Source organism: Halalkalibacter hemicellulosilyticusJCM 9152 (assembly GCF_000513115.1).
In the GTDB taxonomy this organism is placed as follows: Bacteria; Bacillota; Bacilli; order Bacillales; family Bacillaceae_D; genus Halalkalibacter; species Halalkalibacter hemicellulosilyticus.
Genome location: NZ_BAUU01000031.1, coordinates 32,158 through 46,614, shown reverse-complemented (window position 1 = coordinate 46,614; position 14,457 = coordinate 32,158). Strand labels below are relative to the sequence as shown.

The 14,457-nt window shown below is 36.7% G+C and carries 14 protein-coding genes and 1 pseudogene; 7 read left to right on the top strand and 8 right to left on the bottom strand.

Annotation, left to right across the window (positions count from 1 at the left end; translation table 11 throughout):
- Nucleotides 1–108, top strand: a pseudogene (locus tag JCM9152_RS22045) (type I glyceraldehyde-3-phosphate dehydrogenase); the annotation flags it as partial.
- An 85-nt stretch (nt 109–193) separates the two neighbouring features.
- On the opposite strand, the gene JCM9152_RS17115 reads toward JCM9152_RS22045, so the two are convergent.
- Entirely contained in the window at nt 194–934 is a 741-nt protein-coding gene (locus JCM9152_RS17115; RefSeq protein ID WP_035346559.1) for an SDR family NAD(P)-dependent oxidoreductase, read from the bottom strand.
- 335 nt (nt 935–1,269) lie between these two features.
- Here JCM9152_RS17115 and JCM9152_RS17110 point away from each other — a divergent pair, with 335 nt between their 5' ends.
- Genes JCM9152_RS17110 through chrA form a run of 3 tightly spaced genes read left to right on the top strand, consistent with a single transcriptional unit; the run spans nt 1,270 to nt 3,263 of the window.
- Nucleotides 1,270–1,701: a Chromate resistance protein ChrB gene (locus JCM9152_RS17110; RefSeq protein ID WP_052016088.1), complete on the top strand. Its 432-nt coding sequence runs from the start codon at nt 1,270–1,272 to the stop codon at nt 1,699–1,701.
- The gene (locus JCM9152_RS17105; protein ID WP_035346558.1) at nt 1,698–2,120 is read left to right on the top strand and encodes a chromate resistance protein ChrB domain-containing protein; all 423 of its coding nucleotides are present in this window, start codon (nt 1,698–1,700) and stop codon (nt 2,118–2,120) included. Before JCM9152_RS17110 ends, JCM9152_RS17105 begins: the two co-directional genes overlap by 4 nt.
- A gap of 15 nt (nt 2,121–2,135) precedes the next feature.
- Nucleotides 2,136–3,263 (top strand): chromate efflux transporter, encoded by a 1,128-nt coding sequence (gene chrA / locus JCM9152_RS17100; RefSeq protein ID WP_035346557.1) that lies wholly within the window; start codon nt 2,136–2,138, stop codon nt 3,261–3,263.
- A gap of 65 nt (nt 3,264–3,328) precedes the next feature.
- On the opposite strand, the gene JCM9152_RS17095 is transcribed toward chrA, so the two are convergent.
- Entirely contained in the window at nt 3,329–4,321 is a 993-nt protein-coding gene (locus tag JCM9152_RS17095) for a zinc-dependent alcohol dehydrogenase family protein (RefSeq protein ID WP_035346556.1), read from the bottom strand.
- Between the two features lie 274 nt (nt 4,322–4,595).
- Here JCM9152_RS17095 and JCM9152_RS17090 point away from each other — a divergent pair, with 274 nt between their 5' ends.
- On the top strand, nt 4,596–4,922 hold the full coding sequence (locus tag JCM9152_RS17090) for a spore coat protein (RefSeq protein ID WP_035346555.1): 327 nt from the start codon (nt 4,596–4,598) through the stop codon (nt 4,920–4,922).
- Nucleotides 4,923–5,346: 424 nt separating this feature from the next.
- Here JCM9152_RS17090 and sigK read toward each other — a convergent pair whose 3' ends face one another.
- The gene (gene sigK, locus JCM9152_RS17085; RefSeq protein ID WP_035346554.1) at nt 5,347–6,054 is read right to left on the bottom strand and encodes an RNA polymerase sporulation sigma factor SigK; all 708 of its coding nucleotides are present in this window, start codon (nt 6,052–6,054) and stop codon (nt 5,347–5,349) included.
- 407 nt (nt 6,055–6,461) lie between these two features.
- On the opposite strand from sigK, the gene JCM9152_RS21530 reads away from it, so the two are divergent.
- Complete coding sequence (locus JCM9152_RS21530) at nt 6,462–7,934, top strand: glycoside hydrolase family 5 protein (RefSeq protein ID WP_052016085.1); 1,473 nt, start codon at nt 6,462–6,464, stop codon at nt 7,932–7,934.
- A 120-nt stretch (nt 7,935–8,054) separates the two neighbouring features.
- Here JCM9152_RS21530 and JCM9152_RS23865 read toward each other — a convergent pair whose 3' ends face one another.
- Together JCM9152_RS23865 and JCM9152_RS17070 are read right to left on the bottom strand one after the other, a co-directional pair.
- A complete protein-coding gene (locus JCM9152_RS23865) occupies nt 8,055–9,350 on the bottom strand; it encodes a globin-coupled sensor protein (RefSeq protein ID WP_035346553.1) in 1,296 nt (431 codons plus the stop codon).
- A gap of 144 nt (nt 9,351–9,494) precedes the next feature.
- Nucleotides 9,495–10,649, bottom strand: a complete 1,155-nt coding sequence (locus tag JCM9152_RS17070; protein WP_035346552.1) for a M20 family metallopeptidase — start codon at nt 10,647–10,649, stop codon at nt 9,495–9,497.
- 425 nt (nt 10,650–11,074) lie between these two features.
- Here JCM9152_RS17070 and JCM9152_RS17065 point away from each other — a divergent pair, with 425 nt between their 5' ends.
- A complete protein-coding gene (locus tag JCM9152_RS17065; protein ID WP_052016083.1) occupies nt 11,075–11,683 on the top strand; it encodes an NUDIX hydrolase in 609 nt (202 codons plus the stop codon).
- 33 nt (nt 11,684–11,716) lie between these two features.
- Here JCM9152_RS17065 and JCM9152_RS17060 read toward each other — a convergent pair whose 3' ends face one another.
- The 3 genes from JCM9152_RS17060 to mtnN form a co-directional block, all read right to left on the bottom strand.
- Nucleotides 11,717–13,207: an MDR family MFS transporter gene (locus tag JCM9152_RS17060; RefSeq protein ID WP_035346551.1), complete on the bottom strand. Its 1,491-nt coding sequence runs from the start codon at nt 13,205–13,207 to the stop codon at nt 11,717–11,719.
- Between the two features lie 148 nt (nt 13,208–13,355).
- A complete protein-coding gene (locus JCM9152_RS17055) occupies nt 13,356–13,595 on the bottom strand; it encodes a YrhC family protein (protein WP_035346549.1) in 240 nt (79 codons plus the stop codon).
- Between the two features lie 95 nt (nt 13,596–13,690).
- The gene (gene mtnN / locus JCM9152_RS17050; protein ID WP_035346548.1) at nt 13,691–14,386 is read right to left on the bottom strand and encodes a 5'-methylthioadenosine/S-adenosylhomocysteine nucleosidase; all 696 of its coding nucleotides are present in this window, start codon (nt 14,384–14,386) and stop codon (nt 13,691–13,693) included.
- Between the last annotated feature and the right edge of the window lie 71 nt (nt 14,387–14,457).

Genomic DNA, 14,457 nt, shown 5'->3' with positions numbered 1-14,457 from the left:
GTTATTGGTGACAACATGATAAAAGTCGTTTCTTGGTACGACAATGAGTGGGGTTATTCTAACCGTGTAGTCGACTTAACAGCTTATATCGCTAGTAAAGGCTTGTAATAAAAGAGCTAAACAAGGAATGTGTACGACATATTGATGTCAGACACATTCCTTGTCTTTTTTAATGAGAAATTCTAGGGCATTTCTAAAGTGTTTGACCATTATCTATTGTAAAAACTTGACCGGTTACAGATTCTTGGGTCAATTGAAACAAGATAGAATCTGCAATATCCTCTGGTGTTGAAATTCTCTTAAGCGGTAAGTTTCCCGCAAGTTGATACATCTTTTCTTCATTTCCAGACCACCATCTTGTATCAACTGCACCAGGAGATATACTATTAACTCTTATATGGGGCGCTAATGCAATAGCTAATGACCTTGTCATAGTATGAATGGCTGATTTTGTTGCTGCATATGGAATAGACGAACCTATTCCGGTCATGCCTGCCACACTGCCAATATTAACAATCACACCAGACTGTTGCTTCTTCATATAAGGGACAACTGCTTTTACACAGTGAAACATCCCTTTCACATTTACCTCGAAAAGGGAATCCCATACTTCATCCGTTACGGCATCTAAATCATCCAGAGCTATTTGAACAGTAATACTTGCATTGTTTATTAAAGCATCAACGTTCCCGAAAGTTGTAACAATATAAGATACTAAATCATTTACTTCTTTTTCTATCGCTACATTTGCTTTATAGGCTATTGCCATTCCTCCTTGTTGTTTAATTTCATTTACAACTTCGAAGGCTTCTTTTTCAGAACGACTATAATTAATGACAACTTTTGCGCCTTTTCCTGCTAATTTCAAAGCTGTTGCTCTTCCAATACCAGTTCCACCACCTGTTATTAGTACTACTTTATTTCTAATTTCCATTCTAAATCACCCTTGTTTTTTGACTTAATATATTCTACTATATTTTACGGATTCAAGGAATATAATAACATATAATGAAATAAATGAATTTATATTATTCTGAGATTCTCTTAGCTTTGCTCACATAAGGATAGCCCCTCTCAAATTCACTAATAGTTGCGGGTAGGAGAACTTTTAAATGTCCGTCCACAGCCTCTGCAAAAAACAACCTAATTGGAAAGTGTGCTCAACATTTTGTCCCCCCTTACTTGAATAAGACATGTAAATCCCCTCTATAAATGTTACTAAAATTAAAGTATAATGTAACCGCGGTTACATTAATAGGAGGTGGAATATTGATTAGTTGGCTACACCTCACTTATAAAATGCCTAGAAAGCCTAGTTCTCCGAGAGTGAAAGTCTGGAGGAAATTAAAAAGCTTAGGGTCTGTACATTTACATGATGCTGTATGGCTTTTGCCTAAAAATACTTATACATATGAACAATTTCAATGGTTAACTGTTGAAATAAAGGATTTAGGTGGAGAAGCAACGATGTGGGAATCACACCCCCTCTTTGGATTGTCTGAAAAAGAAGTAAGTCAGTTATTTATTGAACAAATTAATGAAAGTTATAGAGAACTTCTAAAACAACTCGATGGAGAAAACATTGATTTGATTTCTGTGTCAAAAAAATACCAGAGGATAAAAAGAATTGATTATTTCCAATCCCCTTTGGAACTAAAAGTACGCGAAAAAATCATACAACAAAGGAGTGAGTTAAAATGAAGTGGGTTACATGGGAGAACATTGGAGTCGACCGTATGGCTTGTTGTTGGTTAATTAAAAAGTATATTGATCAAGAAGCTGAATTTGCATTTATCCCTGAAGGCGAACTAGAAATTCCTAATGGTGCAAGGGGATTCGATATTCCAGGGGCAGAATTTTCTCACAGAAATGGACGATGTTCATTTTATTCTTTAATAGAAGATTATAACTTAGAAGATACCGCCCTAATAAAAATGGCACAAATTGTCAATGAGGCAGATACGGTACAAGAAGTTTTTTTAGAGCCTGTTGCACCAGGTCTTGATTTTATTTGTGATGGAATTAGCGTAAGTAGCAAGGATGATTATGTGGCTTTAGAAAAAGGATTTATTATTTATGAAGCTTTATACGCAATGATAGCAAGAAATAATCATTTATAATGGGAGAGAATAAAAGTGGAGAAACCTAGTTTATGGAGCATTTTTTGGACCTATATCCTTATTGGATTACAGGGATGGGGTGGTCCTACTGCACAAATACAAGTCATACATGAACACGCGGTAGAAAAGAAAAAATGGATCGATAATGAACGATTTCGCGATGCCTTTGCTGTATGCGGCATGTTACCAGGACCAGAAGCAGCCGAACTTTGTATGTATGTTGGATATAGACAACGAGGGTTTCTAGGTGGTTTTTTAGCAGGACTGGGATTTATGTTGCCTAACTTCGTCTTAATTACCATTTTAACTTGGGCTTACTTTCAATATGCAGCTACTTCGGATATTGCACAAGGATTATTATATGGTGTGAAACCAGCGATGGTAGCGATTGTTTTATTTAGTCTTTATCGAATCGCAAACAAGTTTGGGGTATTACAAGATGGAAAGAAAATCTTTATTACTCTTTTCATGTTAACTTTAACCTTTATTACTCAAATTGACTTAATCCTTTTACTACTGGCAATGGGTTTAGTATATATGATACTTGTTCGCTCATTTAACAATAAAGCATTCAGTCTTGACAGTCTTCCAATATTAGCAATTGCCTCAGTAGGAACCACTTCGATACCAGCTAGCCTTTCTCTATTATTCTTAAAAATTGGCACTCTTAGCTTTGGTGGAGCATATACGGTTCTAGCGTTGTTACAATTTGAAGCTGTTGATAATTATGGTTGGCTAACAACTGAACAATATATTGATGGTTTGGCTATTAATGAATTAACACCTGGTCCATTAATTATGGTTGCAGCATTCGTTGGATTTGCGGCCTATGGTTTCTGGGGAGCTACATTAGCAACCTTTTTTATCTTTTTGCCTGCCTTTTTAGTAGTGTTGTTAGGTGCTCCTTATTTCGATAAAATTAGAGAGAATGAGAAGCTAAAATTATACTTAGCAGGAGTTAGTGCAGCTGTTGTTGGTCTTATCTCTAGTTTCCTAATACGGCTATCTTTAGAAGTCTTTCTAGATTGGGGAAGTATTGTTATCGCAATTATCATGCTTGGTCTATTATTTAAATTTAAATGGAAAATCTGGCAAGTATTCCTTTTAGCCTTAGCTTTTGGGACATTACTAATCTTTTTATAACTATAAAAATCTGTTCCGTAGGGAGCAGATTTTTTCTTCGAGTAAATCGCCTCTTTAGAGTGAACTCAGTTGCTTGTTAAAAACACTTTCCCTTTGTTCTGTTTGGACGATTCAACAACATCAATAGCTGTTTTTATATCTAGTAAATCGTACTTAGAATCTACCTTCTTAAAACGTAATTTCTTCTCCTCTAATAGCCTTATCAAGCGAATAAAGGTTTCTTGCCATTTATTTGTGGAAACATTTTTGTTCCAATTTTGCAAATGAAACATATTCGCATTCACTTTTGCCAGGTTTACAATATCTGTCCAATTTACTTGTACCCCTGATAAAAGACCGATTGTTAAAAAATGTCCATTAGGGCGAACACTAAAAGCTAATTCATTACCTTCCGAACCTCCAATAGAATCAACCGCAGCATCTGCACCCATTCCATTTGTTAATTCCATAACGCTTTCATTTAGTTGACTTATGGAGGTATCTATTACATTAGACGCACCGAGATGAAGTAATTCCTCTGTATACTTATTATTTCTAATCACTGCAATCAATTGAAAACCTAAAATCTTTGATAATTGAGCAAAAATATGCCCAATAGAAGAACCACAGGCATTAACTAGTAAAACATCATTTGGTCTTAATTTTAAAACTTCCGTACAAACCACCCATGCTGTAACGGGATTGATGTACAATTGTGATGCAGTAAAGTCATTAATAGAGTCAGGTATTGGAACGGCAAATTCTGCTGTTGTCTTAACAAACTCTTGCCATGTACCTTCTCCACGCAAAGGTAAAACCCGTTTACCAATAAGATTAATTGAAACTGAAGAACCTACATCCTCTACAATCCCAACTCCTTCATAACCAGGAATATTAGGTAAAGAAATTCGATGTGAATACGCTCCTCTTATTGGAATTAAATCAGAAGGATTGATAGGTCGTGCCAACATTCGCACAAGAACTTCATTACCTTTTGCCGGTTCAATGGTTTTATAATCAATTTTCAACACATCTTTAGGACTACCGAATTCATAGAATTTAATACATTTCGCATTCAAAACACTAAAGTCTCCTTAAAATAATTCAAATTTATTAAATTGTACCATATTCAACTTAACAGCCCGTTCGTATCATAAGGTCATATGATAGCGGTAATCGGGGAAAACGTCGCTAGCATGTTTCCCCCTTCTTTCTTTTTAACTATCTTTATATCCCTAAAAGGAATAGATGTGAAATAAATTTATTTCTTTGCGCTAGTTGATTCAACTATACACATTCTGAACTAGAACATAACGTAATATTGATTCTAATTTTTAAGGAGGGATATTATTTATGTTTTGTCCACCACCAAGAAAACATCATGCACGAGTACTTCCTGCAATTGTTCACCCAACTCAGCATGATGTGATTCCGCATACACAGGAATATATCGTGCCTGAAATTCATCCTAGGCATACAACTGTCTTAAATAGACAAGTGTTTAACCATGTTCATAGCTTTCCACACACAGTATCTCAACAACAGCAGGTAATTAGCCGACAATTTTATCAGCCGCCCGGACCACCGACCCCTGTAGCAGGAGCGATGGCAGGTCCAGGTTTCGGTGCTCCGGGATATGGAGGCCCTGGATATGGTCGTTCAGTTGGAGGCTGGTTATAGCAAAGGGTTTTTCTGTTGGTAATTTAGAGAGGAGGACGTGAATTAATCGTGTTCACTCCTTTCTTAATATAGTAACAAGGAAACATGCTAATTTAGCCCCCACAATCGTGAGGGCTAGTTTTCTTATATCAATCTAGAAATTTCGCACTTAATATGCAAATTATATTCTAGTTCGCTTTTTCACTTCCTTATATACTAAACCCTAAATGTAACGGTCAAACTGCAGAACCCATATCTTCCATACTACAATATAAACAATTATTGTATGCTCGCCATATTGACGGTTTAGCAGAATTAAATCAAGAAGATAAGGCTATTTTTTAGAAGAGAAAAACAACATGTACAAGTAAATACTATTAGATTTAAGAGCACAAACTACTTTATGGTTTGTGCTCTTAAATCACTCTTCAATCCATTTGACTATTTAAGACTTTCCTTTACTACTTTTATAAAATTCATGAAACAGCTTCATTAATGCTCTCTTCTCTATTCTTGAAACATAACTTCTTGATATACCAAGCTCCTTGGCAATTTCTCGTTGTGTTCGTTCTTCCTCTAGATTTAACCCAAACCGCCCGATAATCACTTCTTTTTCACGGTCATCTAACACATGAATATACGTATAAATTTGACTTTTTTCCATCTTTGTTTGGATAATATCGACAATATCATCCGCATCCTCCTGAAGAACATCGATGAGGGTGATTTCATTCCCCTCCTTATCTGTTCCAATCGGATCATGTAAGGATACATCTTTCTTTACCTTCTTTAGCGCCCGTAAGTGCATAAGTATTTCGTTTTCTATACATCTGGCTGCGTATGTTGCCAATTTCGTTCCTTTATCCTCGGAATAGCTTTCAATCGCTTTAATTAACCCTATCGTTCCAATGGAAATTAAATCTTCTGTATCCTCTCGAGTATTTTCAAATTTTTTGACAATATGTGCGACTAACCGAAGATTATGTTCAATTAATAAGTTTCTAGCTTCTTCATCCCCTTGCTGCATTCTCCTTAAGTATTTTTTTTCATCTTCTTTATTTAATGGTTGTGGAAAGGCGTTATTTTTCACAAAAGAAACAAAAAATACGAGCTCTTTTACAAAATACGTGATCGACGCTAAAATTGTGGACATGAACCCACCTCCCAATATTTCTTTACTGTATCCTTATGAAAAATTGGGCTCATCCGTGTCTGTACCATAGAAATTAGTTTGTAACTTTTATAAACGATAAATCACAACTATAAACTTAACGATAATCCCTTTTATTTGTTTGATCTCGTATCATTAATGAAAGATAGATTTCTATTAATCATTTATTCAACATTTATCTTTCAAGGTTAATAGGTATTATGAATGATTTAATGAGTGAAAACTAGTAAATAATAACTATTTTCTATAAAAAAAGTTGAACTTATCGGTTAAGTATTTTAACTTAATAGTTAAGCGCTTACAAAAAAGGGAAGGAGGTTGCAAAAAGGTAACGTTACCTCAATCGTAATCGAAACAAGTATGTACAAAAAATAGAGGAGGTAATTCAAATGAGAAATTTCGGTAAGTTAATTGTCAGTTCTTGTCTTCTATTCAGTTTTTTTCTTTTTGCCTCTGATGGTCATAGCCAAACACATTCTGGTTTTTATATCGAAGGTTCAACCCTTTATGACGCCAACGGAGAGCCCTTTGTAATGAGAGGTATCAATCATGGACATGCCTGGTATAAACATGATTCTAACGTCGCTATACCAGCTATTGCTAATCAAGGAGCAAATACAATTCGTATTGTTCTGTCAGATGGTGGTCAATGGGCAAAAGATGATATAAACACATTAAATCAAGTGCTCGATTTAGCAGAGGAACATGAGATGATTGCTGTTGTTGAGGTTCACGATGCAACAGGATCTAATTCTATGGCTGACTTAAATCGTGCTGTCGATTATTGGATTGAAATGAAAGACGCTTTAATTGGAAAAGAAGATCGCGTCATAATTAACATTGCCAATGAATGGTATGGAGCATGGGACGGACAAGGCTGGGCAAATGGCTATAAGGAGGTTATTCCACGTTTACGAAATGCTGGCTTCACTCATACATTAATGGTAGATGCAGCTGGTTGGGGACAATACCCTCAATCGATTCATGATTATGGTCAAGAGGTATTTAATGCTGATCCTTTAGCAAATACGATGTTTTCCATCCATATGTATGAATATGCTGGCGGAAATGCTTCAATGGTACAATCTAATATCGATGGTGTCGTCGATCAAGGGTTAGCTCTTGTAATAGGAGAATTTGGGCATATGCATACGGACGGAGATGTTGATGAAGCAACGATATTGAGCTACTCGCAACAAAGAGGAGTCGGTTGGCTAGCTTGGTCTTGGAAAGGCAATGGGACTCAATGGGAATATCTAGATTTATCTTATGATTGGCAAGGAACAAACTTAACTTCTTGGGGAAATACCATTGTCCACGGGCCTAATGGATTACTCGAAACATCCATTCCAAGCTCGATTTTCCATACCGCTCCAAACAATGGAGATCCCCCTCCTCATAACGGTAATGAAACGATCTTATATGATTTCGAACATGGCACTCAAGGCTGGTCAGGTTCTTCACTTCTTGGAGGACCTTGGACGACGAATGAATGGAGTACAAATGGTAACCATTCATTAAAGGCCGATATTTTCTTATCAGCTAACTCCAAACATGAATTAGCAAAAGTTGAAAATCGAAATTTATCAGGCTACTCTACTTTACAAGCCACTGTCCGCCATGCACATTGGGGAAATGTTGGTAATTTAACGGCGAGAATGTATGTAAAAACGGGCTCAAACTATAGCTGGTTTAATGGTGATCCTATCCCAGTAAACTCAGCAAATGGTACGACTGTCACTTTGCCTCTTTCATCTATTCCAAACCTAAATGACGTAAAAGAAATTGGCGTTGAATTTATTGGAGCTTCAAATAGCAATGGACAAACCGCCATTTATTTAGATCATGTAACAATCCAATAAACTGTACTCATCTCAAAGGTTAGAAAGAACCTTTGAGATGCTCCTTTCCAATGCCTCTTGAAATAGAGCTATACCTGCAAATCAAAAAAGTCAGGGAAACACTCCTGACTTTTGACATATTTATAAATTCGAAGTTGAATGATTCAATTGATCTGATGCGACTGACACTTGATCAGAAGCTGCTGCAACATCCTCTAATGTTTGCACAAATTTGAGCAACTCTTCCTTTACTTCATTCGTTTGTTTTTTACTGAGTCCCATTGCATCAATGATCTTTTCAAAAAAGGCTGCTGTATCACTTACATATGTCACACTATCAGCAATTTGATGATCGACTTCCTCAACTGAATTTAAAACACGATTCATCTGTTCATTCGTCTTTTCAATTAACGTTGAAATACTAGAAACCGATTGTTTAGTTTGATCTGCTAATTTACGTACTTCCTCAGAAACAACTGCAAATCCTCGCCCTTGCTCACCTGCTCTAGCTGCTTCAATTGCTGCATTTAAAGCTAGTAAATTCGTCTGATCAGCAATGTCGGTTATTAATGAAATAATTTGAGTAATGTCGCTTGACGTTTGGCGCAATTCTTGAGACTCAACAACAATCCCTTGAACCGTTTCTTGGATATTTCCAATAATTGTACGTTGTTCATCAACTTGCTCTTTTCCATTATAAGATACTTGCTCTGCTTCTTTTGCATAACGTAAATTTTCTATTGATTTTGTCTCAATAGACTTAGCCTGTTCATTTAACGATTGCATTGACGCACTCGTTTCTTGTGAAATCGTTGCTAATTCTTCGGAGGCTGTTTTCACTACTTCAGCAAACTGATTCTTTTGTTCCTCATGCTCTTGATTAGCTCGCTCATTTTCAAGCTCATACGATTCTAATACAAGCTGCTGTTCTAGGTTCAATAATTTATTCGTTACATTCAATGCTCGTACAAATTTGTCTTGATCTTTTATTCTTTGTTGAAAGATCGTTGAAAACGCTTGAAAAAGTACTTGAAACGATAAGACATACCACTTAGTAGGCAAGCCAATTTTCACATGTATTTCAGCAACCTTGATTCGCTTTTGGATGTATGTATCCGTTATTTCCCCACTAAACATTTCCACAATATGTGTTGACAAAGTTCGTTTTAATCTTTCTACAGAACTGTGGTCATTTATAATGGATTTCAGCTGATTCTCCGCAGTTAACACTTGATAAAAACGATCAATGACATCGTCTATTTGTTCTATCACATAAGGCTTCAATGATTGAATAAATCCGAGCTCGCTTTCATTTAAGCCTATCATTTCTATTTGCTTAGCATATTCTGAGTTCTTATCAATAGATAAGACCCCTTGAAAGTGTTGTGCTTCTTCCTCTGATTGCTTCATTTTTCTTTTAAATAATGAACGTGCCATGTTAACTCCCCCTAGAACTTTAATAATAGGTCTGTATACTTATTATCGCATATTTTTATAATATAACAATCACTTCTTAAAATAAATCGTTAAGGGGAATCATTAAAAAGTCTAATAGCCTTTACAGCAGCCATTAGACTTCATTCAACTAACTTCTTTTTTAGTATTTTCATTAGGTTTGGCAAGCTTTTCGATAATTTTAGCTAATAATAAAGTCCTCTCCGTTAGCGAATCCACATCTAAGTATTCCTTTTCGCTATGAGCATATCCGCCAATAGGCCCAAGTCCATCAATGGTTGGAATACCCATCGCCGCTGTAAACGAGGCATCTGATCCCCCACCTGTTTTTGTATCTTTGATGGACAATCCTAATTCCGCTCCTACTTTCTTTACAACTCGATAAAGCTCGTTTATTTGTTTATTTTTAACCATTGGAGGTCGACTCATATCGCCAGTAAGTTCAATATTTGTCCCTTGTACATCAGACGTTGCACAAAGCTGTTCAATTTTCAATTCCATCTCTTTAGCTTGCTCTATAGTAGCAACACGGACATCAATGTGACCAATAGCTGTATCAGAAATCGTATTAACTGCATTTCCTCCAGCGATAATACCTACATTAACTGAAATCCCTCGTTCATGGTCGTTTAAATCATGTAACTTTACAATTTTATGTGCTAATTCCTCTATTGCACTTCTTCCTTTTTCAGGTTCAATACCTGAATGCGCTGCACGTCCATGTACTTCAATCACATAGCGCCCATTGCCTCTTCGCCCTGTAACAACTGATCCATCCCTGCGAGCAGGCTCCATCACAAGTGCATATCGCTTTCCTTTGGCCTCCTTCTCGATTAGAGAACGAGATGTCGGAGAACCTATTTCTTCATCACTTGTTAGTAAGATTTGAACATGCTCATACGCAGATGAACCACTCTCCTTTAAATATGACAATGCATAAATAACCGATACTAAACTAGCCTTCATATCAATTACTCCCGGACCATACGCTCGTCTACCTTCAATGGAAAAAGGCCTTTTTGCAGATGTACCTTTTTCAAATACCGTATCCATATGAGCTACAATTATAATAGAAGCGTGAGTTGATCCAAATCGGTAAACTAAGTGATTGCCTACATCTTTTTGCTCCTTCATCTCTAAATCATAGCCTATCTGTATAAAATAAGGTGTTAGCTCCTTTCCTATTTGATCTACGCCTTCTTTATCATGTGATCCACTATCAATGTTCACTAGCTTCTCCAATAAATTTAACATTTCGTTTTCTTTCTGCTGGACATTCATCGGACTCTTCCCCTTATCTTCCTTCTCCACATTCTTTATATTAGTATATGTCAGTGTATAACTTTATTTTCGATGAATAGACCCATTTTTGCAACATAATCTTTTTTATATGTACGGCTTAACAAAAAAGAGGCAGTTCCAAGAAAAGGAACTGCCCGACAATAGGGAAGAGTAGAGAGAACATTTTTGAAGCTAGGTCAATGACCCTTCATGTGTATACTTTAACGTACGGATAACAAAAATACAGTGTTTTTGTTAGATCATCTAACAGAAAACCTTCATGTTGTTTTTTTCGTAACGTTTTTTCTCATAGAAATCCTATATTCAAGGACACCAAAAAAAGTTAAAACCAAACTTTCCAGTGCCCTTCATTATTCCTCTTTTTCTTAATTTCGTGATACATTAATATATAGGAGGGAATACAGATGATGCAAATGATTAGAAAGATTGAGAAACAACTTAGCAATCGACAAGTACGCATTATCGGACAAGATCAAATGAAAAACGCTGCCGTTATTCTCCCACTTATCGATATCGATGGAGAGCTTTCTGTATTATTTGAGGTCCGATCCTATGAACTACGATCACAGCCTGGAGATATTTGTTTTCCAGGAGGAAGAATCGATGAACAAGACAAAAGCCCTCGTGATGCTGCTCTTAGAGAATTAACAGAAGAGTTACAAATCCAAAGCAAGTATATTCAGTTACTGGCTGATTTAGATATACTCATCACGCCTTTTAAAGGGATTATTTATCCTTATGTTGCTCAGGTTATTTATCCATTTACAGAGATTAAAGCGAACCCTGCAGAGGTCGATCATTTATTTACGGTACCGCTTCGTCACTTTTATCTTCACCCACCAGAGCAGCATCCAATGCGATTCATCATTGAGCCTGAGACAAACAGCCGCTATAAACATGTTCAACATCAGCGCCACACAATCGAGCAGTATTTTTATTACTATGAGACATACACCATTTGGGGATTAACAGCACGCATTTTAAAACATTTTATTGACATTACGAAACCATAATCAATCTAGCACTCCACTGTACATATCGCTTGATCACTTCCCTGCTTCTTTGCTTTTTTCATCTTTAGGTAACTGTAAAATCAGAAAGAAGGTGACAACCGCTAATACGAGTAGTGCTATGAATATGTAACTTAATCCTCCTGACAAACCTTCTTGCAATAAAAGTTGCTCATTATTCGTTAATGCTACTCGTTCTGTTTCATCCAAAATCCGATTAACCTCATCAATTGTTGGTTCAAATGTAACTTTATCGTCCACGTTTTGAAAATATGTACGTAAATACCGATTTAACAGGCCACCAAGTAATGTAACCCCTATCACTCCTCCTAACTGCCGCATAAACATATTCATCGCTGTTGCTTCTCCACGTGATTTCCAATCAACCGTTGATTGAATAGAAACAATAAATGTGGTCGTTGAAAAGCCCATACCAACTCCGATAAAAAAAGAGCCTAGTGCTGCCCATAATGGATATGCTATCGAGGATAACGTCAAATAGCAAATCGCCCCTACGAATAACCCACCCCCTCCAATAAGAGCCGTTATACGAAATCCTACCTTAAGTATCATCTTTCCAGCAATCATCGCTGAAATCGGCCAGCCAATTGACATTGCTGTTAACGTTAACCCAGCAATGAGGGGGCTTTGTTCTAATATTGCTTGTACATATGTCGGCAAAAAGGTCGATACCGTTAATAGCATCGCTCCTGTCGTTAAGGAGGCTAGATTTGCATAAAGTATTTCTCTCCTTTTCCACAATGTAAAATTGACCATCGGTGCTAACGTCTTTTTCTCGTGATAAATAAACCAAATCAGGCCTATAATCGAACATACAAATATAAATAAAAGCTGAACCCATGTAAGGAAAGAATCTCCATCCAGTTGTAAAAAGACAAACATCATTGTTGTCATTGTTACAAATAATAGAAGCGCTCCTCCATAATCAAGCTTTTGTTGCTTTTGTTCTATCTTTTCATTTAAAAACAAACAGACGATCAATACCGAGAAAATACCAAAAGGGACATTTATCCAAAACACCCATGACCAATTAACATATTCAACAAAAAACGCTCCTAACAACGGACCGAGTATCGCTGAAATCCCCCATATACTAGACAAATATCCTTGTATTTTCGCACGTTCTTCCTTCGTATACATATCACCTACAATCGTTGTCGCAATAGGTTGTACCGCTCCTGCACCTATTCCTTGAATAAAACGTGATAGGATGAGCATTTCCATCGACCAAGAAAAACCACATAAAATCGAACCGATTAAGAAGAGAATAATTCCGATTGAGAATATGAGCTTACGTCCATATATATCAGCGAGTTTACCGTATAAAGGAATCGTCACGACTTGCATGAGTAAATAAGCTGAAAACACCCAACTAAACAAAGCAAAGCCGCCTAAATCTGCCACAATCCTCGGCATCGCTGTGGCAATAATTGTCGCTTCCACCGCTGCCATAAACATCGCCAACATAACAGCTACTAGCACTAGGGGTCGTTTTGTCTCATTCATATGTAATCTCCATTCCAATATATTGATCTCTCTATTCTATCAGAAAACTGAGGTAACCTTCATACAAAAAAAGCCTAATGAAGAGTTGTCTCCCTCATTAAGCCCACATCATGCATCCTATTTTGATCATTAACTGCCATCCCTATCGTTATTTATTATCCTCTTCGTATAAACGCTTCGATGTCTTCATTGCATAACGATGGCATAAAATTGCCGCTATTAATAAAATAAAAACAGCCATTACCGCTGGAACTTGCCACTCTGTAATTGGAGCTGATGGAATCAGTAAGCCAATTGATAGAAATGCACTTAATGAAAGTAAAATGAAACTATATTGTTTGAAATCTGCAATCTTTGTTAGCTGCTCTTTCATCTTCTTTTCCGTCATCCGATTCCCTCCTCATCACCTATCATTCTAACATTTTTTTAAGAGACTAAGATGATGTAATGATCGACAATGGAGGGGATTTTAGCCAATGCTCTTTATGATTGAAGCAGTTCAACCATTAGTAGTACTTGTTTAGCTGAATTGACAGAAGCTTTTTTCAAAAATTGATCGTATGACACTTTGGCATCATGCCCCGCAATATCAGATAGTGCACGGATGATAACAAAAGGCACTTCAAATTGGTGGCACACTTGGGCGATCGCACCAGCTTCCATTTCTGAGCACGAAGGCTGCTTAAATCGTTGCTTTAGTTCTTGGACACGTTCATGCTCACTCATAAAAGAATCACCAGAGAGAACAAGTCCTGTCTTTGAATGGATGCCAACACTTTCTGCTGCTTTTTTAGCAATTTCAACTAATTGCTGATCAGGTGAATAAAAGGCTGGCATTGCTGGTACTTGTCCAAATTCATAACCAAAAACAGTAGCATCCACATCATTGTAGCGAACTTCAGTTGAAATAACGATATCACCTACTTTTAATGATTCATCAAATCCACCTGCTGACCCCGTATTAATGATTACATCTGGTTTGAATAATTGAATTAACAATGTCGTTCCTATTGCTGCATTTACTTTACCAATCCCTGATTTCAATAGAATAACCTCTTGATTGCCAATGAACCCTTGATGGTATTCACACCTAGCGATTGTCTGATCTTTACGCTCACTTAAGCTTTCTTTTAATAATTCTACTTCTTCATCCATCGCGCCAATAATTCCAATTCTCATATCGTTCTACATCCTCTCATATTAACTATATGAAGCCACCTACAGAAGTAAACAAATAGTAGGTGGCCTTC

Bases quoted from the DNA above. Each gene is read 5' to 3' on its own strand.
- JCM9152_RS17115 (WP_035346559.1), bottom strand. From the start codon at position 934: ATGGAAATTAGAAATAAAGTAGTACTAATAACAGGTGGTGGAACTGGT.
- JCM9152_RS17105 (WP_035346558.1), top strand. From the start codon at position 1,698: ATGAAGTGGGTTACATGGGAGAACATTGGAGTCGACCGTATGGCTTGT.
- JCM9152_RS17090 (WP_035346555.1), top strand. From the start codon at position 4,596: ATGTTTTGTCCACCACCAAGAAAACATCATGCACGAGTACTTCCTGCA.
- sigK (WP_035346554.1), bottom strand. From the start codon at position 6,054: ATGTCCACAATTTTAGCGTCGATCACGTATTTTGTAAAAGAGCTCGTA.
- JCM9152_RS21530 (WP_052016085.1), top strand. From the start codon at position 6,462: ATGAGAAATTTCGGTAAGTTAATTGTCAGTTCTTGTCTTCTATTCAGT.
- JCM9152_RS23865 (WP_035346553.1), bottom strand. From the start codon at position 9,350: ATGGCACGTTCATTATTTAAAAGAAAAATGAAGCAATCAGAGGAAGAA.
- JCM9152_RS17070 (WP_035346552.1), bottom strand. From the start codon at position 10,649: ATGAATGTCCAGCAGAAAGAAAACGAAATGTTAAATTTATTGGAGAAG.
- JCM9152_RS17065 (WP_052016083.1), top strand. From the start codon at position 11,075: ATGATGCAAATGATTAGAAAGATTGAGAAACAACTTAGCAATCGACAA.
- JCM9152_RS17060 (WP_035346551.1), bottom strand. From the start codon at position 13,207: ATGAATGAGACAAAACGACCCCTAGTGCTAGTAGCTGTTATGTTGGCG.
- JCM9152_RS17055 (WP_035346549.1), bottom strand. From the start codon at position 13,595: ATGACGGAAAAGAAGATGAAAGAGCAGCTAACAAAGATTGCAGATTTC.
- mtnN (WP_035346548.1), bottom strand. From the start codon at position 14,386: ATGAGAATTGGAATTATTGGCGCGATGGATGAAGAAGTAGAATTATTA.